The sequence below is a fragment of the Microbacterium sp. NPDC006705 genome (assembly GCF_044903545.1).
Lineage (GTDB): Bacteria > Actinomycetota > Actinomycetes > Actinomycetales > Microbacteriaceae > Microbacterium > Microbacterium plantarum.
The window spans coordinates 1,848,104-1,873,079 of the sequence record NZ_JBJDQQ010000001.1; the positions used below are offsets into that span (position 1 = coordinate 1,848,104).

Sequence of the window (24,976 nt, forward strand, 5' to 3'; positions counted from 1 at the left end):
CTAGGCACGCACCCCGTCGACCGGTCGCGCGTGCTCCGGCGGCTGCCCGACCTCGGCGACGCTGTGGCCCTCGCACTCCGCCGCCGTGACGTGCGCCCGCTCGACGCGATCGACCGCGAACCACCGCATCGCGTCGCGCAGTCGACACCATCCGATGAGGTACCACCGACCGCCGTTCGACGCGAACAGCACCGGCTCGACGTCGCGCGTGGTGGTGGCTCCGCTCTCGGCTGTGTAGCGGATGCGGACGACGCGCTGCTCGAGCATCGCCTCCTCGAGCGCTGATCGGACGGCTCGCGAAGCCGCGGGCGCCCCGTCGACCCAGACGCGTCCGGCGAGGTCGACCGCGCGCTCCCGCGTCCGGGGGTCGAGCACGTCGACGATCTTGCGCACCGCGGCCGACGCGAGGTCGGCATAGGGCGCATCCGGCGCAGCGGCGACGGCCGCCATCAGTGCCACCGCCTGGGAGGGCGACAGGCTGACGGGCGGCAGCGAGGACCCGGCGGCGAGCCCGTAGCCGCCGCCCGGACCGGGCCGCGACCAGATCGGCGCACCGCTGCGTTCGAGTGCATCGAGATCGCGCTTGACCGTCCGGACCGAGACCTCGAACTCACGTGCCAGACGCTCGGCCGACACACCACGCGTCCCGCTGCGCCGCAGCGTCTCGGCGAGGGCGTGCAGGCGCTCCGCGCGCTTCATCGTCGAAGCCGCGGCGAATTCATGACATAGATGATGACACACCGTTGTCCAACGCGCGACGGATGCTGATCTCATGACCGATCACTTCACGCCTCCCCCACTCGTCCTCGTTCCCGGCCACTGGCTGGGCGCCTGGGCGTGGGACGATGTCGCCGCCCATCTCTCCCCCATCGACGCGCGTGCACGAGCGCTCACCCTGCCGGGCCTCGACGCCGACGACCCCGAGCACGCGACGCGCACGCTCGAAGATCAGGTCGGCGCGATCCGCGACACGCTCGACGAGCTCGGAGCGTCGCGGGACGATCCAGCCGTCCTGGTCGCCCACAGCGGCGCCAACGGCCCGGTGAGCATCATCCTCGACCGGCATCCGGAACTCGTCCGACGTGTGGTGTGGGTGGATTCGGGCCCGATGGCGAGCGGTGCCGCGTTCGCACCGGGACTCCCGGAGGCCGTCTCGGCGCTGCCGTTGCCGCCCTTCGACGAGCTCGCACAGCAGGCGAGCCTCGACGGCATCGAGCCCGAGGGCCTGGCGCGGTTCCGAGCCCGGGCGGTCGCCGAGCCGGCACCCGTGGTGCGGGAACCAGTGATCCTCACCGATGGCGCCCGCTACGCCGTGCCGACCACCCTGGTGTGCTGCTCGATCTCCGGCGAGCAGGTCATGCGGATGGCCGACAGCGGTCATCCCATGTTCGCCGAGGTCACCCGGCTTCGGGACGTCGACCTCGTCGACCTCCCCACGGGCCACTGGCCGATGTGGAGCAGGCCGCGCGAGCTCGCCGACATCATCCGGGCGGAGGTCGCACGAGGCTGCTGACGAGCGCGCGGCATCCCGGTAGTCTCGGGGCACCGTTGCAAGGAGGTCGATCATGCGCAGCGTTCCACGGATCTTATCGGCGCTCGCGGCGGTGCTCGCTCTCGCCTTCGCCGCCGGAGTCGCGCATGCGGCGCCCGCGAGCGCGCACGAGGAGGCGCGCCGCGGCGCCGGACCAGCGGTCGCCCCGACCTCGGGCCCGAATCCGCTCTCTCGGGGTGCCGCGCTGCCGACCCATTCGGCTGCGGCCCAAGCGGCGTCGGACGCGCGAGCTCAGGGACGCACGGCGGTGGCCGATGCCTTCGACGTGATCGCGCGCATGCCCACCGCGACCTGGCTCGGGGAGTGGTACAGCGATGCCGAGCTCGTGCAGGTGCTGCGGGCCGAGACCGCCGCGGCGGCCGCGCAGAACAAGGTGGCGACGTTCGTCATGTACGCGATCCCCGCCCGCGACTGCTCCGCGTACTCGCAAGGCGGGCTGCCGGTCGAACGCTATGGGGAGTGGGCACGGCTGATCGCGCAGACGCTGCGCGGCACGGCATCCGCCGTGATCGTCGAGCCCGACGCCCTGTCGATGCTCGGCGACTGCGCGGGTCAGGGGCCCCGGACGACGCTGATCCGCGACGGCGTCCGTGCCCTCACCGAGGCCGGCGTCACCGCCTACATCGATGCGGGGAACGCGAACTGGGTGCCGCCCGAGACGATGGCGCAGCGGCTGCGGGATGCCGGCGTCCTCGACGGCCGCGGGTTCTCCACCAACGTGTCGAACTTCTCGCCGACCGCCGACGAGCAGCGGTACGCGGAGCGCCTGCGAGCATTGCTGGGCGGCAGCCCGCGGTACGTCATCGACACGTCGCGCAACGGTCGCGGGTGGCAGGGCACGTGGTGCAACCCGAGCGGCGTGGGCCTGGGGACGCCGCCGAGCGTCGGCGCGGATGGCCCCGGACTCGACGCGCTGTTGTGGATCAAGCGACCCGGCGAGAGCGACGGGACCTGCAACGGCGGTCCCGCGGCGGGCAGCTGGTACGAAGAGGCCGCCCTCGAGTTGGTGCGGAACCGCGCATTCTGAGGCCGACGCCGGCGATCAGGCCGTGCCCCAGGTCACGGCGATGACGGTGGCGTCATCCTCCTGTTCGCTTCCGGCGGCCCGAGCGACGAGTTCGCTGACGACGGTGTCGATATCGGGCCGGCTGCTGACGAAATCGCGATAGCGGTCGATGGAGTCGAGCGATCCGCCGAACAGATCGAGCACGCCGTCGCTGACGCTGATGACGCTGTCACCGGGGCGCAACGAGAGCTCATCGCTCGTCCAGCTGGTCCCGACGCCGATCGGAAGGTGGCCCGAGCGGAGGAACTCGCTGGTGCCGTCCGCGCGACGGATCACGGTGAGGCCGTGGCCCGCATCGACCCACCGCAGCATCCCATCGGGGCTGATGCGCGCGTGGAAGCACGTCGTGAACTGGGCTCCGATCGTGTCGGTCGGACCGGTGTTGAGACCGATCGCGGCGCGGCGGAGTGCGGCGGCGGGGTCGGGATCGTCGACGTTGCTCCGAATGACCGTGCGGACGGCGGCGGCGATCATCCCGGGACCGACCCCCTTGCCCATGACGTCGCCGAGGGTGAAGGCGGTGCCGCCGTCGGGGGTGGCGTACCAGTCGTAGAAGTCGCCGCCCACGGTGCGGGCCGGGACGCACGCGCCGGCCACCCGGAAGCGCGCCGGCAGATCGGACCCGTCGACCGGCTGCAGAGACCGCTGGACGACGGCAGCCTGCGACACCTCGGCCTCGGCCAGACGCCGGTGCCACTGCGACGCCGTGAGCTTCTGCAGCGAGCGGCGCGACAGCTCGTTCACGACGGCGCCCGCAGCCGCGTAGACGAGTACGGCGATGATCAGTCGAACGAGCTCACTCACGGTGAGCACTTGGTCGGGCGCGAGCACCAGCGGCAGCAGCAGCGTGACGCACACACCGACGAGCGGGAGCACGATGCGCCAGCGCCCCGGTCCGGCAGCGATCCAGATGACGGGGAGGACGACGATCGCGAGGAACACCGATTGCGTGTCACCCGTGCCGAACCGCAGCAGGCCGATCGCGATGAAGTCGCCGATCGGGATGACGAGCTCCGCACGCCGCAGCGCCGGCCATCGCGCCATGAGCGCGCCGAGGACGAGGAGCAGGACGGCGAGCGCCGCGCCCTGCCACATCCTCGCCGCATCCGTCACGGGAAGCCACGGCATGGCAGCGCTCGCGATGGCCGCTCCGACGACGAACGCCGCGACGATGGCCTGCCGCGCGAGGTTCTCCCACGATCGGTGCACGGGCACCACGACCACGGGAGCGGCCTCGACGGATGAGACCCGGGCGTCAGGCGGGGCGTGCGTCATGTCTTCAGTCAATACGACTTCCGGCCTCTGTGGGCGACGAAGGGGCACCGGTTTTAGTAACACACGCGTGCTAACATCGCCCCATTCGCCGAATCGAGAGGACTCGACCATGATCCTGGCCGCCATCATCGCCTGCGAGGTGGGATTCTGGGTTGCGATCATCGCGGGCCTCGTAGCCCGCTACGCGTTCAACCGACCCCGCCTCGGCGCGATGCTGCTCCTCGCCGCGCCGCTGATCGATCTCGTCCTGCTGCTGCTCGTCGCGGTCGACCTCCTCGGCGGCGGGACGGCCTCCTGGCACCACGGGCTGGCGGCGCTCTACATCGGCATCTCGGTCGCCTACGGACACCGGATGATCACCTGGGCCGATGCGAAGGTCGCCACGCGTTTCCGGGGCGCGGCGCCGCGCCCCGCGCTGTACGGCACCGCATACGCGATCGCTTGCTGGAAGGATGTGCCGCGCACGCTGCTCGCGTCCGCTATCGCGGCTGCGATCCTCGGCGGGCTCATCCTGCTCGTCGGCGACGCCGACCGCACCTCGGAGCTGCTCGGGTTCTTCCCGATCCTCGGGGTGATCGTCGGAATCGACCTGCTCTGGGCGATCAGCTACTCCGTGTGGCCCAAACGCGCTCCGGTCGCTGCGGGATGATGATGAGATGCCCCGCCTGATCGACCACGACCACCGCAACGACGAGATCGCCGCGGCCGCGTTCCGAGTGCTCGCCCGCGACGGGGTCGCAGCGCTGTCGGTGCGGCGGGTGGCCGACGAGGCGGGGATCGCGACGGCATCCTTTCGTCGGGCGTTCCCCACGCAGGATGAGCTACGCCGATTCTGCTTCGAGCGCCTCCAGCAGAACGTTACGGCCCGTCTGCTCGCCGTGACCGGTCAGGGGCGCGAGCGGGCGATGCGCTGGATGCGCGAGCTGCTGCCGCTCGACGATTCGCGGCGCACCGAGCTCCTGGTTCAGCTGCAGCTGAGCCGGCTCGCCCTCACCGACGACGGCTTACAGGGCCACGCCCGCGACCTGCATGACGGCGTCCATCGGGTCTGTGCCGCCGTGATCGGCGAGCTCGGGGAGACGGGAGGCCTCAGCGCTGACATCGATCCGGTGCTCGAAACGGAGCGCCTGCACGCTCTCCTCGACGGGCTGGCGCTGCACCTCATCTGGACGTCGTCGACCGAGCCGGCCGTCGATGTCGACCGGGTGCTCGACCGTCACCTCGACTCGCTCGCCGGTTAGCGGGTCAGTCGCGGGTGTCGCTCGGAGCCGGGGCGTCGGCGAACTCGTCGACGAAGAGCGACTCACCGTCGAGCGTCTTGTTGCGGTACGCCTGACGTCCGACCATGTGGGCCGACAGCGGCGCCGTCGCGAGCTGGATCAGGGCCACCGGCACGAGGAAGGCCACGACCGGCCACGAGTGCAGCGAGACCCCCACGGCGATGCAGATGAGGATGAAGCCGAGGACCTGGGGCTTCGTGGCGGCGTGAAGGCGGGTGGGTACGTCGCGGAAACGCAGCAGCCCGATCGCCGCCGTGAGGCACAGCAGCGCCCCGATGAGGACGAGTACGAGGGCGATGACGTCGGTGATGCTCATGAGGCGTCCGTGTTGTCCTTTCGCGCGACGAAGCGCGCGATCGAGATCGAACCGAACACGCCGACCGCGGCGACGATCAGCAGCACGGGCAGGGTGCGGGTGTGATGGTTGATCGCCATCTCGGCGCCGAGCGCGCAGATCACGAGCGTCAGCAGCACATCCGAGGCGACCGCGCGGTCGAGGATCGACGGGCCGACGATGATGCGCCACAGCGTCAGCAGCGCGGACACCGCGAACACGACCGAGATGACGACGACGAGCCAGGTCATGAGCGCTCCCTCCGCAGGTCCGACAGCTGGTGCGCCTGTTCCTTCGATCCGACCGCTCGGACGATGCGCTCCTCCCAGTGCTGGATCTCGCGCCGCTGGTGCTCGAGCTGCTCTTGCGAACGGATGCCGATGGCGTGCACGTACAGGATGCGGCGGTCGCGGTCGATGTCGATGATCAGCGAGCCGGGGATGAGGGATGCCGTCACCGCGACGTGCGTCATGATCAGGTCGTCGTCGGTGCGCAGCGGCACGGCGATGATCGCGGCGCCCGGCTGGCGGCGCGGATCGATGACCTGCCAGGCGACCAGCAGCGACCCCTTGACGAGCGAGAACAGGAACTCGAGGAAGAAGACGACGCCCCACCAGATGTTGACCCGGCCCGACAGCTCGACCGGCGGCAGCCGGAACACGCGCGTCACGAAGAGGGCCACCACGATGCCGGTCAGCGCCGCGAGCACGGTGAACTGACCCCACAGCAGCATCCACAGCGCGACGAGCCAGACGAAGAACGGCAGCTGTCGCCAGAGCGCGGTCGCAGCGTTGCGTTTGGCGTCGCCCATCATCACTGCACCTCCTGCTCGAGCTGACTGATCGTGACCGGCTGCAGGAGCGATTCTCCGATGGCGGCGCAGAGGTCGTACAGGGGTCCGGCGAACACGGTCAGCGCGACCGTGACGGCGACCATTCCGGCCGTCGCGGTCGTCATGATGCGCGGGATGACGCGCTTCTCGGTCTGAACGTCGGCCCCTTCGGCATCCCCGAGGTAGGCGATGCGCGCGTCGGTCTCGCTCTCGCCCTCTCCGACCTCGTCCTTCTCGCGCCAGAACGACAGGTTCCAGGCGCGCATCAGGGCGTAGAGCGTGAGGAGCGAGGTGATGATGCCCGCGACGATCAGCACGTACATCAGCGGACTGCCCTCGTCGGCGGCCGCGTCGAACAGCGCGTACTTGCCGATGAAGCCGGAGAAGGGCGGGAGACCGCCGAGGTTGATCGCCGGGATGAAGTAGAGCACGGCCAGCAGCGGCGCCGCGCGCATGAGGCCCTTCACCTTCAGGATCGAGGTCGACCCGGCCCGTCGTTCAACGAGACCGACCGCCAGGAAGAGGGTCGTCTGCACGACGATGTGGTGGACGATGTAGTAGATCGTCGCGCCGACGGCGGCCGGCGTGGCTATGGCGAGGCCGAAGATCATGTAGCCGATGTGGCTCACCAGCGTGAACGACAGGATCCGTTTGAGCTCGGCCTGCGCGACGGCGCCGAGCACCCCGACGATCATCGTCGCCAGCGCGACGATCAGCAGCAGCGTGTTGACGCTGTTGTCCTGGAAGATCTCCGTCTCGGTGCGGATGATCGCGTACACGCCGACCTTCGTCAGCAGCCCCGCGAACACCGCGGTGACGGGAGCGGGCGCCGTCGGATACGAGTCGGGCAGCCAGAACGACAGCGGGAAGACGGCGGCCTTGATGCTGAACGCGAGCAGCAGCAGCAGGTGCAGGACGAGCTGCGTCTCCTGCGGCAGCTCCGTCATCCGCTGCGAGAGCTGCACCATGTTCACGGTGCCCAGCGCGCCGTAGATCGCCGCGATCGCCGACAGGAACAGGATCGACGACACGAGCGAGACGACGATGTAGACGACGCCCGTGCGGATGCGCGACTCGGTCGACCCGAGCGTGATGAGCACGTACGACGCGACGAGCAGGATCTCGAATCCGACGTACAGGTTGAACAGGTCGCCCGCGATGAAGGCGTTGAAGATGCCCGCCGAGAGGATGAGGTACGACGGGTGGAAGATCGAGACCGGTGTCTCGTCGTCACCGTCTGCGGCGCCCTGGCCGACCGAGAAGAGCAGGACCGCGAGCAGGACGACGCTCGAGACGACGACCAGCAGCGCGGCCAGCCGGTCGACGTAGAGCACGATGCCGAACGGGATCGGCCACCCGCCGACCGAGACTGCGATCGGCACGCCGGTGGCGTTGATGACGTTCAGCAGCACCGCCGCGATCACGAGCGTCGCGGTGAGCGTGACGATCGAGACCCCGACCTGGATGCGGCGGCGGCGACCGAAGATGAGGGCGACCGCGGCCCCCAGCAAGGGCAGCGTCACGAGGAGGGGAACCAGGGCGCTCATCGGTCTCCTCCGGGGCGATCGGTGGGCGCGTCGTCGCGCAACGCGTCGAAGTCGCGCGAGTGCAGCACGGTGATGGGTGACGTCTGGTCGCCGACGAAGTCGGTCGTCGCGTCGTCGTCTTCGTCGGTGATCTCCTGCTCCATCGCCTCCTCGTCTTCGGCCATGCGATCGCGCACGGCGAGGTCGGCCTCGTCATCCTCGACCGTGTCGGCCTGACCGAGCTGCCAGGAACGGTAGATCAGGGCGAGCAGGAAAGCCGAGACGGCGAAGGTGATGACGATCGCCGTGAGGGTCAGCGCCTGCGGCAGCGGGTCGCTGAACTCGGCAGGGTCATCGGCCGAGCCGTAGAACGGCGCGACACCGGGCGCCCCCATGACGACGAGGAGGAACAGGTTGGCCGCGTTGCCGAGCAGCAGGAAGCCGATCAGCACGCGGGTGAGGCTGCGCTCGAGCATCGCGTAGACGCCGGCGGCGAAGAGCACGCCCATGATGATGATCAGGATCAGTGAGACGTTCATCGGGCGAGCTCCTCTCGCTCCTTGCGCTGCCGGTCGACTTCCGCGCCCAGCGAGCGGAGCACGTCGAGGACGAGCCCGATGACCACGAGGTAGACGCCGACGTCGAAGATCGTCGAGGTGACGAACTCCACGTGGCCGAGAACGGGCAGCTCCGCCTCCCAGAACGTGCTCGTCAGGGCGGGCGCACCGAAGAAGAGGGGCACGACCGCGGTACCGACAGCCAGCGCCATCCCGACGCCCAGCAGTCGCCCGGCATCCGTCGGAGCGGCAGCCCCGAGCTCGTACGGTCCGCCCGCGACGTAGCGCATGACGAGCGCCATCCCCGCGACGAGTCCGCCGGCGAAGCCGCCGCCCGGCAGATTGTGGCCGGCGAAGAGCAGATACAGCGACACGACGATGATCGTGTGGAACAGGATGCGGACGATCACCTCGAGCATGATCGAACGCGTCTCGGGGCGGAGCTTCTGCCCGCCCACGAGCCAAGCCTGCCGCGACGATCCCGATCCGGCGCGGGGCCGCGGCCCCTCTGACGTCTCGACGAGCGGACGGCGCGTGCGCAGCGCGCCGGTGGGCAGCGACGAGATCGCACGAGAGAGCGTGTCGGAGCGATGCGTCACGAACACGAGCGAGGCCACACCCGTCGCCGCCAGGATCAGCACCGACAGCTCGCCCATCGTGTCCCAGCCGCGCAGGTCGACGAGGGTGACGTTGACCACGTTCTTGCCGTGACCGATCTCGTACGCGAGGTCGGGGAACGCGGTCGAGATGGGCTCGGCGACACGGGCGCTGGTCGCGACGATCGCCACGAGCGCCATCGTCGCGCCGACGCCGATGCCCAGCAGCGCGCGCCCGATCGGCCAGACCGAGGCATTGTGGTCGCCCATCCGCGAGGGGATGCGGCGCAGCACCAGCGCGAAGGCGATGAGCGTGACCGTCTCGACCAGGATCTGCGTCAGCGCGAGGTCGGGCGCACCGGCCGACGCGAAGAGCGCGACCATGCCGAGCCCCGTCACCGACACGAGCACGACTCCGGTGTAACGCTTGCGGGCCCGCACCGCGATGATGCCCGCGATGATCATGATGGGCGCGACGAAGACCTGCATCGGCGAGTGCCACGCGGCGAGATCGGCCTGCCAGCCGCCGTGCGCGATGAGCGCCGTGCCCTCGGCCGCGACGAACACGACGAAGATCGTGCCCACGTAGACCGGAAGCGACCCTCGCTGGGTGAGCGACGTCGTCCACACCGAGGTCCGCACGATGGCGCGAACCGTCCCGTTGTAGGCGTCGACGGCGGTGAAGGGGAGCCAGCGACGCTGCGTGCCGGGGCGCCGCCCGACGAACCAGAACAGCACGAGACCGGCGAGGATGCTGCCGACCGAGAGGAACAGCGCGGGTTCGAAACCGTGCCAGAGGGCGAGGTGGTACTCGTAGCCGTCGGCTCCCGCCGCCTCGGGCATCGTGGCGGCGTAGCCCGAGAACGCGGCATCGAGCAACGGTGCGGCGATGCCCCCGACGACGGTGAGGCCGCTCAGCAGCACCGGGGCAGCGAGGAAGCCGATCGGCGGATCGGGCCACTCCGTGCGAGGCAGGGTCGCGCCTGCGGCATCCTTCTTCGTGAAGAACGCGCCCCACACGAAGCGTGCGCCGTAAGCCGTGGTGAGCAGCGAGCCGAGCACGATGCCGATCAGCGGTGCGAGGGCGAGCGGATCCGTGCCCCCCTCGAGCAGCGACGAGAGCGCGGCTTCCTTCGCGACGAAGCCGATGGTCGGTGCCACGCCCACCATCGAGGCGATCGCGATGATCGAGAAGACTGCGAGCGTCGGCGCCTGGCGCCCCACTCCCGAGAGCTCACGGATGTCGCGGGTCGACAGCTGTCGGTCGATGACGCCGACCACGAGGAACAGCGACGACTTGAACAGCGCGTGGCCGACGAGCAGCGCCAGGCCGGCCAGGGCGGAGTTGCGCTCGCCATAGCCGAGAACGACCGTCAGCATGCCGAGCTGGCTGACGGTGCCGAAGGCGAGGATGCGCTTGAGGTCGGACTCGCGCAGGGCCTGCAGACCTCCGAGCAGCATCGTGAAGACGCCGAGCCCGATGACCATGGGACGCCACGGGTCCTCGTGCGCGAAGGCGGGCGCGAGACGGGCGATCAGATAGATGCCGGCCTTCACCATCGCCGCAGCGTGGAGGTAGGCACTGACCGGGGTGGGCGCGGCCATGGCGCCGGGCAGCCAGAAGTGGAAGGGGAAGACCGCCGACTTGCTCAGGGCACCGACGAGCGTGAGAGCGATCGCGATGCTGAGGAGCGCACCTTCCGGTGCTGGGGAGGAGACGATCGTGCTCAGGCTCGTGGTGCCGTAGAGCACGACCAGCATGACGACCCCGATCAGCATCACGAGACCGCCGAGGGTGGTGACGAGAAGCGCCTGGAGCGCGGCACGGCGGCTCGCTCCTCGGCCGTTGTAGAACCCGATGAGCAGGTAGGAGAGAACGCTCGTGATCTCCCAGAACATCACCAGCACGACGATGTCGTCGGTGAGAACGAGTCCGTACATGGCGCCGGCGAAGGCGAGCAGCACGGCCGCGAACTGCCCGACGCCGACCTTCTTGCCGTCGAAGTACCAGCGGCAGTAGATCATCACGAGCGCACCGACGCCGGTGACGATGAGCGTCATGATCCACGCGAGGGTGTCCATCCGCATCGACAGAGCGATGTCGAGCTGAGGGATCCAGGCGTATGACTCGAACGGAATGCCGCCGCTCAGAACCTCAGGAGCGCGACGGGCCGCGTCGACGAACGCTGCGATGGGCAGGAGTGCTGCGACGAAGAATGCGCGGGCGCCGATCCGCTTGATCAACCACGGCAGAACCAACGGAAGAACCGCGAACGCACCGAGGAAGATCAGCAACAGGCCTCCTCTGGGCGTGGGGGGTCGTGTCACCCATCTTACCGACAGGATGCCGGTCTACGGTCGATCGGCTAAGACTTGACAGCAACCGGCCCCGTCGTGTTCCCCACACGGAACGTACTCGTGAACCATTGCGAGTCGGGCGTGTCTCCGGCTAGGAGCGCTGCCACAGCCTCGCCGGCGGCTCGCCCCTTCTGCCACGCCGGCTGCACGAGTGTGGTCAGTTCGTAGGGCGCGAGACCGTCGACCACGATGCCGTCGAAGCCCGTGATGCTGACATCCTCCGGTACCCGCAGCCCGGCCTCCTCCGCAGCGCGCAGCACACCCACCGCGAGCAGATCGCTCTGCGCGATGACCGCCGTCGGATGCGGGCCGTCGCCCGCGAAGAGCGCGCGTCCGACTGCCGCGCCGGCGTCGATCGAGCTGTCCCCGGCGGCGTAGGCAGCGGCATCCGGAAACACGTCGCGGAATCCGGCGAGCCGGTCGGCCACCACGTCGACCGACGTCGTGCTCTCGTCGTCGCGCGACAGCCAGCCCGACTCCGATCCCCACCGCACCGGCATCGTCACCGCGACGACGTTCGTGTGCCCGAGATCGCGCACGTGCTCGGCGGCGAGGCGCTGCGCCTCGCGGTTGTCGAGCGCGATCCGGGGCACCCCCTCGCCCCCGTCGCCTTCGATGACGACGACCGGGATGCCGCGGGCGCGAACGCTCGCGAGGTGGTCGCGCAGCAGCGCGCTGCATCCGATCAGCACGGCGGCGTCGATGGGAGCCGTCATGAGCGTCGGCTCGCCCGCGACGACGCTGCCCTCGCGTAGCAGCAGCAGTCCGGCGCCGATCGGGGCGACCGCGTCGGCGAGCGCGTCCATCGTCGTCCGCATGACGGGGTCGCCGAAGACGCTGCCGAGCCGCCCGCCGCTGACCACCCCGATGATCCCGCTGCGTCCGCGCCGGAGCGACGCCGCGCGCGGGTCGGGTCCGAGGTATCCGAGCTCGGCGGCGGCCGCGAGGACCTTCGCGCGGGTCGCTTCGCTGACGGGCGTCTTGCCGCTGAAGACGACGGATGCCGTCGACGGCGAGACCCCGGCCGCATGCGCGACGTCCGAGATGGTGGGCCGACGTGCGTTCACGCCCCGATCGTACCTGGCCGTAGTGCAACGTCGAATCGATTCGGTACGCTGACCCGGTGACCGATGTGCTCTCCCGTTCCGTCTACCTGCGCTGGCGCAACGCCGTCTTCGCGATCTTCGCCGCGAGCGGCCTGAGTATCGCCACCTGGGCCGCGCGCGTACCCACGATCAAGGAAGACCTCGGCATCGAGAACCGCGAGATCGGACTGGCGCTGCTCGCGATGGGGATCGCCTCGATCCTCGGGCTCTCCGCGAGCTCCGTCATCATCGCCCGGCTCGGCACCCGCACCGGCATGTTCGGGGTGCTGATCACGCTGTCGATCGGCCTCGCGATCCTCGGGCTCGGCAGCGGTTTCTTCCACTCGTACGCGATGCTCATCGTCGGGCTCGCGCTGTTCGGATTCGGCAACGGATGCCTCGACGTCATGATGAACGTCGACGGAGCCGCCATCGAGACGCAGTCGGGCAAGACGATCCTGCCGCTGTTCCACGCCTTCTTCAGCTTCGGGACCGTGATCGGCGCAGGGCTCGGCGCGATCGCCGCCAGCCTTCGCATCGGCGTCGCCATCCACGCCGTCACCATCGCCTCGCTCATCGTCGTGCTCGCGATCGTCGCGATCGCGAACGTCCCCCGCCGGGCGGTGACCGACGCCGTCGCCGCCGATTCCGCGTCGGCGGAGACGGCCCCCGCCGACGGCCCCGCGCCCGGGTGGCGTCAGCGCCTCGCGGTCTCGCTGTCGGCCTGGCGCGAGCCGCGGACCTACACGCTCGGCATCATCATGCTCGGCATGGCCTTCGCCGAGGGCGGTGCGAACGACTGGCTCGCGCTCGGCGTGGTCGAGCACGAGGGCGGAACCGCCGCCATCGGCGCCGCGGCGCTCACCGTCTTCAGCGTTTCGATGACCGTCGTGCGCGTCTTCGGCGGTCCCCTCGTCGACCGCTTCGGCCGGGTCGCGACGCTGCGCGTGCTCGCCGTCGCCGCGACCGCCGGCATCCTGCTGTTCATCCTCGCCCCGAACCTGCCGCTCGTCTTCGTGGGAGCCGCACTGTGGGGCATCGGGGCGTCGCTCGGCTTCCCGCTCGGGATGTCGGCCGCCGCAGACGACCCCGCCCACGCGGCCGCCCGCGTGAGCGCCGCCGCGACGATCGGTTACGTCGCGTTCTTGTGCGGACCGCCGATCCTCGGATTCATCAGCGACCACATCGGCCTGCTGCCGACGCTGTTCATCCTGGTGGTGCTCGTCGCGGCATCCGGTCTCGCCTCGTCGGCCGCGAAGCCGCTGCCCGGAGCCAAGGTCGGCGCCGGCCGCCACTGACCCGTCGCGCGAGGTCCGCGCCGCTTCACCGCGCCGCGAGGTCCCAGTTTGGCCGCGTATCCCGTCGCCATTCCCGGCCCAACTGGGACCTCGGCGGAGCGGTGAAGCGGGCGGGGGCAGATGGCCTGACGGACGAGTCGGGGTCGTGTGAGCCGAGCCGGTCCCGCCCGGTCAACAGACTCAACCGTGCTCGCTGACGGCCCGCGGGGCTTCAACGGCAGGTGAGCCTGACGACGGGACAACCGGCAGATGCCGGCGCGGTAGCTCAGAACCGCGGCAGCGGCACCCCCATGCCGCGAAGCAGGGCGCGCACCGCGTCGACAAGCAACCCGGTGGGGACGGGCGCGGCGAGCGCGTCGGCTGCGGCTCCGTCGAAGAGCCAGCGGATCGCGCGAGCCTGGCCGGTGCACCTCGCCGGGTCTGCATCGAGAGCCTGCGCGAGGTACTGCGTGAGGAAGTCGTCGATCGCCGCGGTCTCGGCAGCGAGCGATTCGCGGACGGGCTCGAGCCGTTCGACGTCGCCGATCGCCCGGACGAGCCCGGGGTACAACTCGTCGGCGAGCTCCGCCTCGAGGTGCGCGGCATAGGCCAGAACGGCATCCATACCCGCTGCCCGCTCAGTGATCTCGGCGAGTGCCCGTTCCGTCTCGGAGCGCCCGGCCTCGAGCACTCCGACCAGGAGGTCGAGCTTCGTCGGGAAGTAGTGGAACAGCGTGCCCGACGACACGCCCGCGCGACGGTGGATCGACGCAGTGGTGGCGGCCGCGTATCCGGATGCGGCGAACTCGGCGGCCGCCGCATCCAGGATCACGGCACGCCGCTCCTCAAAGCGTTCAGGATCGCGACGGCGTGGCACGGGAGCCACCCTAGCCCGCGAAGCTTTACTAGAGCAGCAACTCTAGAGCGGTTACTCTGATGTCGTGGAATCGGAATCGAACCCCGCCACGGCACCGACGAACGCGACACCGCCAGAGCCCCGGCACCAGCCGCAACGGCCGCAACCGCCCCGCCCCCGCGCGCTCGCCTGGACGACCGTCCTGGTCGGCATCGGTCTCGCGTGGTCACCGATGTGGCTACCGGAGGTGCTTCGCGCCGTCGGAGCCGACCCGCGCCCCCCCCGCTCGCGGCGATCGGGCTCGCGGGACCGGCGGCCTCGATCTTCTGGAACTGCCTAGCGACGGCGCTCGTCCTCGCGTGGGTGTTCGGTGTCGAGCGGCGCGGGCTGTCGTCTCTGCGCATCGTGCGGCCGACTGGCAAAGACCTCGAGTGGGCACTCATCTTCTTCGGTGGCGCCATGGCCTGGAGCTGGCTCGCGCAGCTCATCCGTCCGCAGAACGCACCCGACACCGGCTCCGCCACCATCGCGGCGCTCCCGATCCTGGTGGTCGTCGCGATGATCCTGAGCGCCGCGATCTGCGAAGAGATCCTGTTCCGCGGCTATCCCCTCGAACGATTGACCGAGCTCACGGGGCGACGCTGGGTCGCGGTCGCCACGACGCTTCCGTTCGTCGTCGTGCCACATCTGTTCACCTTCGGACCCGAGTGGCTGCTCTACCACGCGAGCGGAACCGTGGCGATCTACGTGCTGTACCTCTGGCGCCGCAACCTCGTCGCCTGCATGGTGCTTCACGCCGCCGTCAACGCGCCGATCCTCATCCCGACCGTCGCTGCGCATATCGGCTGAACACGCGGGCGCGCGCCCGCGCCGGCACTCTGCCAGGATCATCCGCGATGACGATCTCCACACAGCCCTGGTACCTCCCGGCATCCGACACCGGCGTCCACCTCGACATGATCCCCGAGCAGGTTCTCCATGCCCTCGGGGCAGGTGACACGGCGAACCTCGACCCGATCTACGCCAACCCGTTCCTCACAGGCCCGGAATGTGACTGGCTCTGGCGGCACCGCAGCGCACAGGTCGGGAACGCGCCTGGTGACGCTCCGTGGATCACCCGGCTCATCATCGATCCCCAGCGCGACGCCGCCGTCGGCGTGGCCGGCTTCCACGGCCCGCCGGATGCCAGCGGCATGGTCGAAGTCGGGTATCGCGTCGACCCCGCGCTGCGGCGCCGCGGTTATGCACGACAGGCTCTCGAGACCCTGCTCGACGTGGCACGCAGCCACCCCGATGTGCGCACGGTGCGCGCGACGATCAGCCCTGACAATGTCGCGTCACGAGCGCTCATCGACGGTTACGGGTTCGTCGAGCGCGGCGAGCAGTGGGATGACGAGGATGGTCTCGAGATCATCTACGAGCTCTCCGTCGCCGATGCGGTCGCCGACGCCGACGACGCCGCCGCCGCCGCCAGCGATAGCGCTTAGGCTCGACGGGTGCGTCTGGTCATCGCCCGCTGCTCCGTCCAGTACACGGGGCGCCTCAATGCTCACCTTCCGCTCGCCACCCGTCTGCTGGTGCATAAGGGCGACGGAAGTTTGCTCGTGCACTCCGACGGCGGGTCGTACAAGCCGCTGAACTGGATGAGCCCGCCGTGCACGCTCACGGTCGAGACGCCCGAGGACGACCCGGATGTCGAGGAGCAGGTCGTCGAGCAGTGGCGGGTGACCCACGCGAAGTCGGGCGACACCCTCGTCGTGCGCATCTACGAGATGATCCACGACTCGTCCCACGAGCTCGGCGTCGACCCCGGTCTCATCAAGGACGGCGTCGAGGCCGATCTTCAGCGCCTGCTCGCCGAGCAGGTCGAGGTGATCGGTGAAGACCTGACGCTGGTCCGCCGCGAGTTCCCGACCGCGATCGGACCGGTCGACCTGCTGCTGCGCGATCCCGCGGGCGGAACGATCGCCGTCGAGGTCAAGCGCCGCGGCGACATCGACGGTGTCGAGCAGCTCACGCGCTATCTCGAGCTGCTCGGCCGAGACCCGCACCTCGCGCCCGTCACCGGGGTGTTCGCGGCGCAGGAGATCAAGCCGCAGGCGAAGGTGCTCGCCACCGACCGCGGCATCCGCTGCGTCACGCTCGACTACGACGCCATGAAGGGCATCGAGTCGGGCGCGCCGCGCCTGTTCTGACGCGACGCGCCCGCAACCGCGAGCCGTCAGGAGCCGAGCTTCGACAGCTCCTCGAACTCGTCGTCGGTCAGCTCGATCTCGGCGGCGCGGAGGTTGTCCTCGAGGTGCGCGACGCTCGAGGTGCCCGGGATCGGCAGCATGACCGGCGAGCGCTTGAGCAGCCACGCGAGGGCGATCTGGGCGGGGGATGCCTGCTTGCGCTCGGCGAGCTCGCTGAGCGGCGAGTCGGCACCGGTCAGGCCGCCGGTCGCGAGCGGGAACCACGGGATGAAGCCGATGCCCTGCTCCGTCGACCAGTCGAGGAGTTCCTCGGCATCCCGCTTCTGCAGGTTGTAGAGGTTCTGCACCGACACGATCGTGGCGATCTGCTGCGCGGCCTTCACCTGATCGACGGTGACCTCGGAGAGTCCGATGTGGCGGATCTTGCCCTCGTCCTGGAGCTTCTTCAGCTCGCCGACCTGGTCCTCGAGGGGAACCTGCGGGTCGATGCGGTGCAGCTGGAAGAGGTCGATGCGGTCGAGTCCGAGGCGGCGAAGGCTCATCTCGGCCTCCTGGCGCAGGTACTCGGGGCGCCCGAGCGGCGGCCACTCGTTGGGCCCAGTGCGCGTGAGGCCGGCCTTCGTCGCGATCACGACGTCGTCGCCGTAGGGGTGCAGCGCCTCCTTGAGGAGCTCCTCGGCGACGTAGGGGCCGTACGAGTCGGCGGTGTCGAAGAAATTCACGCCGAGCTCGACGGCGCGCTTGACCACGCGGATCGCCTCGTCGTGATCCTTCGGCGGACCCCAGACGCCGGGGCCGGTGAGCTGCATCGTGCCGTAGCCGAGGCGGTTGACCTCGAGGTCGCCGCCGATGCGGAAGGTGCCGGAAGCGTGGGCTGAGGACGTGCTGGATGTCGTCATGAGGATGTCAGCGTGCGGGAGCCGCGAGACATTCCCGCCACCCGCATAGCCACCCCGGCGGGCCTCATGAGCGAGACCCATAATGGGGCGGTGCCGAAGATCACCGCTGCGACCGTCGCAGAGCACCGCGTCGCTCAACACGGAGCGCTCCTCGCCTCGGCGAAGGCGATCATCGCCGAGGCCGGCGTCGCCGCCATCACTCCGCGTTCGGTGTGCGAAAGGGCGGGCCTGTCCCGGTCGAGCTTCTACGAGTACTTCCCCTCCAAGGACGACCTCCTCGCCGCGATCGCGATGCAGGCGTTCGAGGAATGGGGTGCGGAGCTCGAGGCCGCGATGGATGCCGCAGCCCCCGGCCGCGCTCGCCTGCACGCCTACGTCACCGCGACGATCCGGATGACGGCTGACGGCAAGCACACGCTCGCCACCGGGCTGCAGCAGACCGACATCTCGCCGAAGAACGTCGAGGCGATCATGGCGATGCACGACGCGCTCACCGCGCCGCTGCGCCACCTCCTCGAAGAGCTCCAGATCCCGGATGCCGCGACCCACGCGGCCCTCGTGCAGGGAGTGATCAACGCCGGGATGCAGCTCGTGGAGCACGGGGTCGACGCCGACGATGTGATCGCGGGAGTCATCGGGGTACTCGACAGGGGCGTGCACGGCGACCTTTGACCTCGTCCCCCGTAGGTGACAGCCCGCCGGCAAGACACTGCGACCGCGTGCTGGAGATGGTCGACGGCACCCTCACGCCGTACTCCGTGTCATCGCGCACGTAGGGTGGGACCTATGACCCGATCGCCGTTCTCCTGCGTGCTGTGGGACATCGACGGCACGGTCGTCGATGCGTCCGAAGGCATCCTCCGCCGCCTCACGATCACGCTCGCGCACTTCGGCCACCCGGCCCCGACGCACGACGAGCTCATCCACTGGATCGGCCCGCCGATGCACGAGTCGTTCCAGACGAACCTCGGGATGACGCCCGAGAAGGCGACCGAGGCGGTGTCGTTCTACCGCGTGCTCGGCAAGGCCGACGGCTACACGACCGGCGCACGCCTCTACCCCGGCGTCGCCGACCTCATGGTCGAGCTGGATGAAGCAGGGGTGCCGCAGTCGACGGCGAGCTCGAAGCCCGAGATCCAGGTGCGCGCGCTGATGGAGCACTTCGGCCTCGCACCGCGCCTGCGCGAGATCGTCGGGGCCACGAGCGACGAGAAGACGCTGAGCTCGAAGTCGGACATCGTGGCGGAGGCTCTCCGACGCCTGGCCGCCGACGGTATCGACGTCTCGCGGCCGGTGCTGATCGGCGACCGTCACCACGACGTCGAGGGCGGCGCCGCGAACGACGTGCCGGTCATCTTCGTGTCGTGGGGCTTCAGCACTCCCGAGGAGGCGAACGGCGCGATCGCCGTGGCAGCTGACATCGACGAGCTGCGTACGCAGCTGCTTCCTGCCGGCTGAGCGTCGGGGCACTCCCCCATTCGACGCCCGGGCTGCGTGCCAGAAATGCAGCGCCCGGGCGTCGACGGATCCCCCCGGATACGTCACGCGATGCGTGACGGGATAACTGTACTGATCTTCGCCGCGCACCGATACCCATAAATGAGACGGATTTCATCCGCGTAGCGTGCCGGTGTGACTCACGTGGATCTCCGCCCCTTCGATGACGACGACGCGGATGCCGTCTTCGAGATGATGCGCGACCCGGATGCGGTCGCCCAGGCCGCGTTCACAGCCGACGACCCCTCCGACCGGGCAGCGTTCGACGCCTGGCTCGAGCGCCACCGCGCCGACGATCGCGTCTCGATGCTCGTCGTGACCGATGACGGTGGCTTCGCCGGCACCGCGGCGGCGTTCACCGTGGACGGCGACCGCGAGGTCACCTTCTGGATCACCCGAAACGCGCAGGGCCGCGGTGTCGCCTCTGCCGCCCTGCGCCTGCTCGTCGCCCGCGAGGCCGAGCGTCCGCTCTATGCGCGGGTCGCCGCCGACAACGCGGCATCCATCGCCGTCCTCGCCAAGAACGGCTTCAGTGAGATCCGCCGGCAGCGCGCCTACGCCCCCGCTCGCGGCGAGGAGATCGACGAGCTCGTGTTCGCCCTGCCGCCGACGCTCGACGGGATCTGACCGAACTTCGCTACAGGCCACCAGCCCGGCTGGACTTCGAGAGGGACGCTGAAGTTCTCGCCTGCTGCTCTCGTGTTGTGGGCAGCGAGCCGGCGGCGGCAGCTTCGAAGAGCAGCTTCGAGAAGCTTGTGTGACCCGACATGATCTCGATGGCCTGCGCGTGTAGGAGGCTTGCAGTCTCGGCTATCTCGTCGGCTGATGCGCCATCCAGAACCGCCTGAGCAAGAACGGCGTCCACCTCGAACGCGAGCTCCGCGGCAACTGCAGCAGCCTCTCGCGCTCGTCTCGGGAGCGAGTCCTTTGTGGGCGGGAGGTCAGATTCGTCCTTTTGGCGCACTCGACACTCCTTTGCGGGGCTGCAAGCCTACCCGCGGAGGACGATGCACTGGAGATGCACGCGGCCCGGCGAGCTTCGTGACCGCCACCGACACGCTGATTCTGCTGACGCAGGAGAAGGCCGGCCGCTGGCGGCTTTCGTCTCGCCGTTGGTGACGAAGATCGCGGAGGCCGCGGTGCATGAGGCCGCCACCTGGGCGTCGACCCGCTAGTACCGAACGTCAACGTCATGGAGCTGAAAGCCGCCACTGTGGGAATCCCTGTCCGCGATCTCGACGCTGCCACGTCCTGGTACCGGTCTGCGCTCAGCCTGAAAGCCGTTGACCTCGCGCTTCTGGAGGGCCTTGTCGAGTTCAACCTTGGACCCATTTGGCTTCAACTCGCACTCGACCCGGATCACGCCGGCGTGGAAGGCATCTCGCTGAATCTGAGCGTGCCGGACGCGTCCGCCGAGCGTGCGCGGTTCGCTGGTCTCGGCCTCGATGTATCCGAGGTGCAGCGCTTCGAGGGTGTCGTAGAGTTCTTCACCCTGACCGATCCCGACGGGAACAAGCTGGGGTTCGTCACCGAACTGGCGTGACTTCGGGCGCTCCGCGGGCGCTGCGGGCGGATACCCGCGGATAGAAGCTCCCGGTGCGAAACCGATTGTTTCCGGCACGCAGGTTAGGCGCAGTCTGTGCGGTGCGCGGTTAGGTCCAGGTGTGAATGAGATATCCGATGAGTGGTGAGAGTGCGGCGATGATTCCCGCCGATATCGCGAGGATTCGTCCCACGCCTTCTACGATCGGCCGGTAAGCCAGGATCAGCACGGTCGCCGTCAGTAGAAGCGCTCCGACGCATGCCCATGGTTGCGCCGTGGGGGCTCCGGGCATGTTCTCTTCGGCGAAGAAGCTTGCGGCCAGGAGGTAGTAGAGCGCGACTGTGGCGAGGGCGAGCGCAGCGGCAATGCCGCTATGCACCGAAGCCTGGGTTCTCGTGATCGGCTTGGGTGCGCTGACGTGGCGGCGGCCGGCGTTGGTGGTGGTTGTGTAGCTCATCGGCCGGTGAGGAGGTTGTCGACTTCGGTTGCAGCTCGCTGGCCGGAGAGGATGGCGCCGTTCATGGTGCCAGAGAACTGGTCGGCTGTTTCGGTGCCAGCCCAGTGCACCAGGCCTACGGGCTCGCGCAGGTATGGCCCGAAGGTGGTCCACGCTTTCGGCGCGACGGCGGGGTTGGGGCCTCCGGGGGCGAAGTTGTCGTTACCCCAGGAGAAGTCCTCGTATCCGATGATGCGGCTGGCGCGATTGCCGTAGAGGTGCGTGAGGTGGCGGATGACGCGGCGTGAGCGATCTTCCTGGTCATACGCGTCGAAGCCTCGGGCGTCACAAAACACCATCAGAATTCCTGGCCCCTCTGGGCTGGGGCTGACGTCGAAGGTGAGGAAGACGGCGTCATCGTCGGAGACTGCTTCGCCGGAGAGTCCTTCGTCGCGCCAGAAGGGACGGTCGTAGGCGACGAACGCTTTGCTGAGTGCGCCCAGGCGCCAGCTGCGGGCGAGCCCGTAGTGGTGGTCGGGTAGCGCGGGGATGTATTCGATGGCTGCACGGTGGGCGGGCGAGGCGGTGACGATGACTCGGCGAGCGTGCACTGTTTCGTTGCCGGCTTCGATGGTGACGCTGTCCCCGTCGGTGGTGATGCGTCGCACGGGCGCATCGACGATGATTCGGTCTCCCAGGGTCTCGGCGAATCGGGTAACGAGCGAGTGGGTTGTGCCGAGGATGCGGTCCTGTTGGTCGCCGCCTTCGACAGCGAGCATGTGCTCGAGCCCGCCGAGCGTATTGATGTACCGCAGTGCGTGCAGGAGCGAGAGGTCGCCGATGGGGGCGCCCCAGTGGACCATGCTGACCATCCCGATGAACTTTCGGGTGCCTTTGAGTGCGCGCTGGGAGGTGAGCCACTCACCGAGCGAGATCGCGTCGTACTCGGCGGCTTTGGGGTGGTTCCACGGCTCGGCCATCGGCAGGGTGTCGACGATCTTCTGCAGCTTGTTCATGACTCGTGCGATATCGAGTGCAACCCAGGGCGCGAGCGCGGTGAGGCTTTCGGGCTTGCGACGGCCGTTGAACGAGATGATCCCTTTGCCGGTGTGGAACTGCGGCACGGTCTGCCCACCGAGCCGCTCGATAAGGGCGTGCATCGCGGCGTGGTCGGGGGCGGCCCAGGTGGCTCCGGCGTCGACGTCCACTCCGGCAATCATGGTGGTGTGAATGCGGCCACCGACACGGTCTCGGCCTTCCAGGACGATGACATCGTGGCCGTGCTGGGTGAGCTGGTCTGCGGCGGACAGGCCAGCAAGGCCGGCACCGACGATGGCGACGTCAACGGTTCGGGTGGGTGTGGCGGTCATGGCTGCTCCGTTCGTCTGCGGCCAACAAGCCGCGGGGGTGAGGTGATCAGATGAAATCGGTGGTCATCGCCTGAGCGATGGTCTGGCCGGTGAGGTCTTCGAACCGGACAATCGCCTCGTTGGCGAGGACGCTGCGGCGTGCGGCATGTTCGCTGAGGCGGCGGCCGAGCAGGTCCTGGTCGTATCCGACTGGCAGTTCGATGCCGTTCATGGAGAAATCGATCCCACGTTCGGCGGCGCGTGCCTGGAACCGGTGGAGCAAACTACCCATCCCGGCGCGGATCTCTGCCCGCTCGGAGCGGACGGTCGTCGCGCTCAAGCCGAGAAGGATTCCGTTGGAGGACGGCGCGAGGTGGGGCAGGACGGTTTCGAAAGCGTCGCGGTTGTGTGCATCGCGCTCCCACCAGGTGCCCCATTCCATACCTGGGGCGAAGCGGGCGACGATGAGGAACGACGTCACCGGGATGTCATCACTGCTGTCGGTGTAGCTGCCGATGGTGACGGTGACGCCGTTGTGTCGCAGGGAGGCTGCGGTGGCGCGGAAGTCGTCGCTAGCGTCGCCGGTGATGATGATGTGTCGGTTGTTCATGGGTGTCCTAGAAATCGAACTGCGCGAAGTCGCGGGCAAGGGCGCCGTCGTCCATGGGGATCAAGGCGCCGGCGACGCGTCGACTGACGGGGGAACACAGCATCGCGATCATGGCGGCGGCGTCCGGGTCGACGCCGCCGGGCCCGACGAGGATGCTGTTGACCCGGGCGCCGGGGAGGGCGCGCTTGAGGATGGCCGACATGGTGCGTTGCAGCCAACGAGACGCGGACGCGAGTTCGGCGTGATGGTTGAGCTGGTACAGCAGCAACAGTGAGCGGTCCTTGGAGGGGGTAGCTCCGCTGAGAACCTCGCTGGCTGAGCGCATCACACTCTTGGCCTCGGATCGGAGCCGCCACCATCGGATCGGTCCGCGGGAGCCGAGGGCGCTGATGACGTCCACGTGGAGGATGATCGAGGTCGCGGGGCGGCCTCGTGCGGTGAGGAAGTTGTTGATCCGGCCGACGGTGAACGCGTTCACGTCGTCTTCGACCGCGACCCAGTGACTGGCTGTGTCGCTGTGCTGGGTGAGGTCGGTTGTGGAGGCGCTGACCGTGGTTGCGTAGGTCCAGGCGCCCTCGGAGGCGAGTGCGCGCAGGATTGCCCGGTCGAGCTCGTCTCCGGCGCCGAGCAGCAGCACGGTCGAGTCGGCAAGGTGCAGATCCATCCGATTCCTCCTTTCTGCGTGTTACCGCTGGCGGCGAGGGCGGCCCGTGACCGGACGGCGCGGAATGTACGAGCGTTGCGGGACGTCCGCGGGGCGGGTGGCGAGAGCGGCGCCGAGGAGTGAGAAGTCAGCGGAGAGTCGTTGCGGGATGCCATGCGCGGTGGCTCGTTGCACGATCCCCGCCGTCAGGAGCTGAGCGGATCGGACGAACGGACGCAGCCGTCGGGTGTATCGCCGCGCGGCGCCGGCGATGTCGGCGGGGGTGCGCCGGAGCTCCTCGGCGAAGATCGCTCCCCCAACCAGCCCTCCGTGCGCTCCGGCGCCTGAGAGCGGGTCGATGCAGTGCGCGGCGTCGCCGACGAGGACAACGTTGGGTGCATGCCACTGCGATGCGCGGATCTGCGCGAACTTCGTCATTCGGATCTGATCCGGGACCGCGCTTCGCACGTGCTCTACGAACGGCGCGAAACGCGGACCGGCGGAGGCAAGGAGATCCGCGGCTCGAGGCGGAAGCGCGGTCCCGTCGTGACGGCCGTGCCCGAGGTTGAAGGACGTGAGAACGAGAGTCTCGTCGCGATCGGTGTAGGGGAACACTTGCGCGCCGACACGATCTCCAAGAAGAATCGCCGCCTCCGTGGTTCCCGCGACTCGTCCCGGGACGTTGACCCAGAGGTTATGGCGACCGTTCTCATACAACGGTGACCGGTCCACCTCCACCGTCAGCCGGCGGACGGTGGAGTTCAGGCCGTCCGCGCCGATGATCAGATCGAACGTCTCCGACTCCCCGTCGGCAAAGTGCGCCCTGACTCCCGCCAGGGTGTGCTCGATCCCGGTCAGCTCGCGGCCGTACTCGAAAGGAACCCGGGTCGCCGCGTGGCGCGCGATCGCGCCGACGAGGTCGCCGCGTCGAGCGGACCGGTACCCCTCTGTTCTGATCGTGGCGAGAATCTTCTCGCCACGCGCGACGGTGATCGTCGCAGTCGGAGTGCTCAACTCACTGACGACGTTCAACGCGCCGATCTGGTCAACAACCCGCATCGCGGTGCGATCGAAAAGGATCTGGTAACCGCCGCTGTAGGGCTCGTCGACGGCGTCCACGACACGAACCTCGTGACCGTCGTGGGCGAGCATGTACGCAACTCCGCTGCCAGCGATACCGGCACCAACGACAAGAATCTTCATGAGTCTG

28 protein-coding genes are annotated in these 24,976 nt (G+C 68.9%); 12 read left to right on the top strand and 16 right to left on the bottom strand.

Annotated elements, in window-relative coordinates:
* Nucleotides 1-699 carry a helix-turn-helix transcriptional regulator gene (locus ACI2K6_RS08770; protein WP_404568423.1) on the bottom strand — a complete coding sequence of 233 codons (699 nt, stop codon included), beginning with the start codon at nt 697-699 and terminating at the stop codon, nt 1-3.
* A gap of 73 nt (nt 700-772) precedes the next feature.
* Between ACI2K6_RS08770 and ACI2K6_RS08775 the strand changes: the two genes are divergently transcribed.
* Complete coding sequence (locus tag ACI2K6_RS08775; protein WP_404568424.1) at nt 773-1,513, top strand: alpha/beta fold hydrolase; 741 nt, start codon at nt 773-775, stop codon at nt 1,511-1,513.
* Nucleotides 1,514-1,565: 52 nt separating this feature from the next.
* Complete coding sequence (locus tag ACI2K6_RS08780) at nt 1,566-2,579, top strand: glycoside hydrolase family 6 protein (RefSeq protein WP_404568425.1); 1,014 nt, start codon at nt 1,566-1,568, stop codon at nt 2,577-2,579.
* Nucleotides 2,580-2,594: 15 nt separating this feature from the next.
* Here the strand turns inward: ACI2K6_RS08780 and ACI2K6_RS08785 are convergent, their stop codons facing one another.
* Nucleotides 2,595-3,893 (bottom strand): PP2C family protein-serine/threonine phosphatase, encoded by a 1,299-nt coding sequence (locus tag ACI2K6_RS08785; RefSeq protein ID WP_404568426.1) that lies wholly within the window; start codon nt 3,891-3,893, stop codon nt 2,595-2,597.
* Nucleotides 3,894-4,002: 109 nt separating this feature from the next.
* Here ACI2K6_RS08785 and ACI2K6_RS08790 point away from each other — a divergent pair, with 109 nt between their 5' ends.
* Nucleotides 4,003-4,542, top strand: a complete 540-nt coding sequence (locus ACI2K6_RS08790) for a hypothetical protein (protein ID WP_404568427.1) — start codon at nt 4,003-4,005, stop codon at nt 4,540-4,542.
* Nucleotides 4,543-4,549: 7 nt separating this feature from the next.
* Entirely contained in the window at nt 4,550-5,134 is a 585-nt protein-coding gene (locus ACI2K6_RS08795; protein ID WP_404568428.1) for a TetR/AcrR family transcriptional regulator, read from the top strand.
* 4 nt (nt 5,135-5,138) lie between these two features.
* Here the strand turns inward: ACI2K6_RS08795 and mnhG are convergent, their stop codons facing one another.
* The 7 genes from mnhG to ACI2K6_RS08830 form a co-directional block, all read right to left on the bottom strand.
* Nucleotides 5,139-5,489 carry a monovalent cation/H(+) antiporter subunit G gene (gene mnhG, locus ACI2K6_RS08800; protein WP_112615611.1) on the bottom strand — a complete coding sequence of 117 codons (351 nt, stop codon included), beginning with the start codon at nt 5,487-5,489 and terminating at the stop codon, nt 5,139-5,141.
* On the bottom strand, nt 5,486-5,758 hold the full coding sequence (locus ACI2K6_RS08805; protein WP_114587494.1) for a monovalent cation/H+ antiporter complex subunit F: 273 nt from the start codon (nt 5,756-5,758) through the stop codon (nt 5,486-5,488). The genes mnhG and ACI2K6_RS08805 overlap by 4 nt, the downstream gene beginning before the upstream one ends.
* Nucleotides 5,755-6,318: a Na+/H+ antiporter subunit E gene (locus ACI2K6_RS08810; protein WP_404568584.1), complete on the bottom strand. Its 564-nt coding sequence runs from the start codon at nt 6,316-6,318 to the stop codon at nt 5,755-5,757. Before ACI2K6_RS08810 ends, ACI2K6_RS08805 begins: the two co-directional genes overlap by 4 nt.
* A gap of 2 nt (nt 6,319-6,320) precedes the next feature.
* The gene (locus ACI2K6_RS08815) at nt 6,321-7,886 is read right to left on the bottom strand and encodes a Na+/H+ antiporter subunit D (protein WP_274179060.1); all 1,566 of its coding nucleotides are present in this window, start codon (nt 7,884-7,886) and stop codon (nt 6,321-6,323) included.
* Nucleotides 7,883-8,404, bottom strand: coding sequence for a Na(+)/H(+) antiporter subunit C (locus ACI2K6_RS08820; protein ID WP_269266802.1), 522 nt, complete (start codon nt 8,402-8,404; stop codon nt 7,883-7,885). The genes ACI2K6_RS08815 and ACI2K6_RS08820 overlap by 4 nt, the downstream gene beginning before the upstream one ends.
* On the bottom strand, nt 8,401-11,313 hold the full coding sequence (locus ACI2K6_RS08825; protein ID WP_404568429.1) for a Na+/H+ antiporter subunit A: 2,913 nt from the start codon (nt 11,311-11,313) through the stop codon (nt 8,401-8,403). Before ACI2K6_RS08825 ends, ACI2K6_RS08820 begins: the two co-directional genes overlap by 4 nt.
* 71 nt (nt 11,314-11,384) lie before the next feature.
* The gene (locus ACI2K6_RS08830; protein ID WP_404568430.1) at nt 11,385-12,443 is read right to left on the bottom strand and encodes a LacI family DNA-binding transcriptional regulator; all 1,059 of its coding nucleotides are present in this window, start codon (nt 12,441-12,443) and stop codon (nt 11,385-11,387) included.
* A 56-nt stretch (nt 12,444-12,499) separates the two neighbouring features.
* On the opposite strand from ACI2K6_RS08830, the gene ACI2K6_RS08835 reads away from it, so the two are divergent.
* Complete coding sequence (locus ACI2K6_RS08835; protein WP_404568431.1) at nt 12,500-13,759, top strand: MFS transporter; 1,260 nt, start codon at nt 12,500-12,502, stop codon at nt 13,757-13,759.
* 265 nt (nt 13,760-14,024) lie between these two features.
* Here the strand turns inward: ACI2K6_RS08835 and ACI2K6_RS08840 are convergent, their stop codons facing one another.
* The gene (locus tag ACI2K6_RS08840) at nt 14,025-14,615 is read right to left on the bottom strand and encodes a TetR/AcrR family transcriptional regulator (RefSeq protein WP_323986953.1); all 591 of its coding nucleotides are present in this window, start codon (nt 14,613-14,615) and stop codon (nt 14,025-14,027) included.
* A 201-nt stretch (nt 14,616-14,816) separates the two neighbouring features.
* Here ACI2K6_RS08840 and ACI2K6_RS08845 point away from each other — a divergent pair, with 201 nt between their 5' ends.
* Genes ACI2K6_RS08845 through nucS form a run of 3 tightly spaced genes read left to right on the top strand, consistent with a single transcriptional unit; the run spans nt 14,817 to nt 16,789 of the window.
* Entirely contained in the window at nt 14,817-15,443 is a 627-nt protein-coding gene (locus tag ACI2K6_RS08845) for a CPBP family intramembrane glutamic endopeptidase (RefSeq protein ID WP_404568432.1), read from the top strand.
* 47 nt (nt 15,444-15,490) lie between these two features.
* Nucleotides 15,491-16,081, top strand: coding sequence for a GNAT family N-acetyltransferase (locus tag ACI2K6_RS08850; protein ID WP_404568433.1), 591 nt, complete (start codon nt 15,491-15,493; stop codon nt 16,079-16,081).
* A 9-nt stretch (nt 16,082-16,090) separates the two neighbouring features.
* Entirely contained in the window at nt 16,091-16,789 is a 699-nt protein-coding gene (gene nucS / locus ACI2K6_RS08855) for an endonuclease NucS (RefSeq protein ID WP_091501312.1), read from the top strand.
* A gap of 26 nt (nt 16,790-16,815) precedes the next feature.
* Here nucS and ACI2K6_RS08860 read toward each other — a convergent pair whose 3' ends face one another.
* Complete coding sequence (locus ACI2K6_RS08860; protein WP_404568434.1) at nt 16,816-17,688, bottom strand: aldo/keto reductase; 873 nt, start codon at nt 17,686-17,688, stop codon at nt 16,816-16,818.
* A gap of 90 nt (nt 17,689-17,778) precedes the next feature.
* Between ACI2K6_RS08860 and ACI2K6_RS08865 the strand changes: the two genes are divergently transcribed.
* The 4 genes from ACI2K6_RS08865 to ACI2K6_RS08880 all read left to right on the top strand — a co-directional run bounded on the left by ACI2K6_RS08865 (nt 17,779) and on the right by ACI2K6_RS08880 (nt 20,728).
* Nucleotides 17,779-18,360: a TetR/AcrR family transcriptional regulator gene (locus ACI2K6_RS08865; RefSeq protein WP_404568435.1), complete on the top strand. Its 582-nt coding sequence runs from the start codon at nt 17,779-17,781 to the stop codon at nt 18,358-18,360.
* A gap of 114 nt (nt 18,361-18,474) precedes the next feature.
* The gene (locus tag ACI2K6_RS08870; protein WP_282501784.1) at nt 18,475-19,146 is read left to right on the top strand and encodes an HAD hydrolase-like protein; all 672 of its coding nucleotides are present in this window, start codon (nt 18,475-18,477) and stop codon (nt 19,144-19,146) included.
* 174 nt (nt 19,147-19,320) lie between these two features.
* Complete coding sequence (locus tag ACI2K6_RS08875) at nt 19,321-19,812, top strand: GNAT family N-acetyltransferase (protein ID WP_404568436.1); 492 nt, start codon at nt 19,321-19,323, stop codon at nt 19,810-19,812.
* Nucleotides 19,813-20,377: 565 nt separating this feature from the next.
* Nucleotides 20,378-20,728 carry a VOC family protein gene (locus tag ACI2K6_RS08880; RefSeq protein ID WP_274179071.1) on the top strand — a complete coding sequence of 117 codons (351 nt, stop codon included), beginning with the start codon at nt 20,378-20,380 and terminating at the stop codon, nt 20,726-20,728.
* Between the two features lie 109 nt (nt 20,729-20,837).
* Here the strand turns inward: ACI2K6_RS08880 and ACI2K6_RS08885 are convergent, their stop codons facing one another.
* The 5 genes from ACI2K6_RS08885 to ACI2K6_RS08905 are packed head-to-tail and all read right to left on the bottom strand — an operon-like array spanning nt 20,838 to nt 24,969.
* Nucleotides 20,838-21,185, bottom strand: coding sequence for a hypothetical protein (locus tag ACI2K6_RS08885; RefSeq protein WP_274179072.1), 348 nt, complete (start codon nt 21,183-21,185; stop codon nt 20,838-20,840).
* Nucleotides 21,182-22,534: a flavin monoamine oxidase family protein gene (locus tag ACI2K6_RS08890; RefSeq protein WP_404568437.1), complete on the bottom strand. Its 1,353-nt coding sequence runs from the start codon at nt 22,532-22,534 to the stop codon at nt 21,182-21,184. Before ACI2K6_RS08890 ends, ACI2K6_RS08885 begins: the two co-directional genes overlap by 4 nt.
* A 46-nt stretch (nt 22,535-22,580) precedes the next feature.
* Entirely contained in the window at nt 22,581-23,162 is a 582-nt protein-coding gene (locus ACI2K6_RS08895; RefSeq protein ID WP_404568438.1) for a hypothetical protein, read from the bottom strand.
* Nucleotides 23,131-23,787 (bottom strand): hypothetical protein, encoded by a 657-nt coding sequence (locus tag ACI2K6_RS08900; RefSeq protein WP_274179075.1) that lies wholly within the window; start codon nt 23,785-23,787, stop codon nt 23,131-23,133. Before ACI2K6_RS08900 ends, ACI2K6_RS08895 begins: the two co-directional genes overlap by 32 nt.
* Before the next feature lie 21 nt (nt 23,788-23,808).
* On the bottom strand, nt 23,809-24,969 hold the full coding sequence (locus ACI2K6_RS08905; RefSeq protein WP_404568439.1) for an FAD-dependent oxidoreductase: 1,161 nt from the start codon (nt 24,967-24,969) through the stop codon (nt 23,809-23,811).
* Between the last annotated feature and the right edge of the window lie 7 nt (nt 24,970-24,976).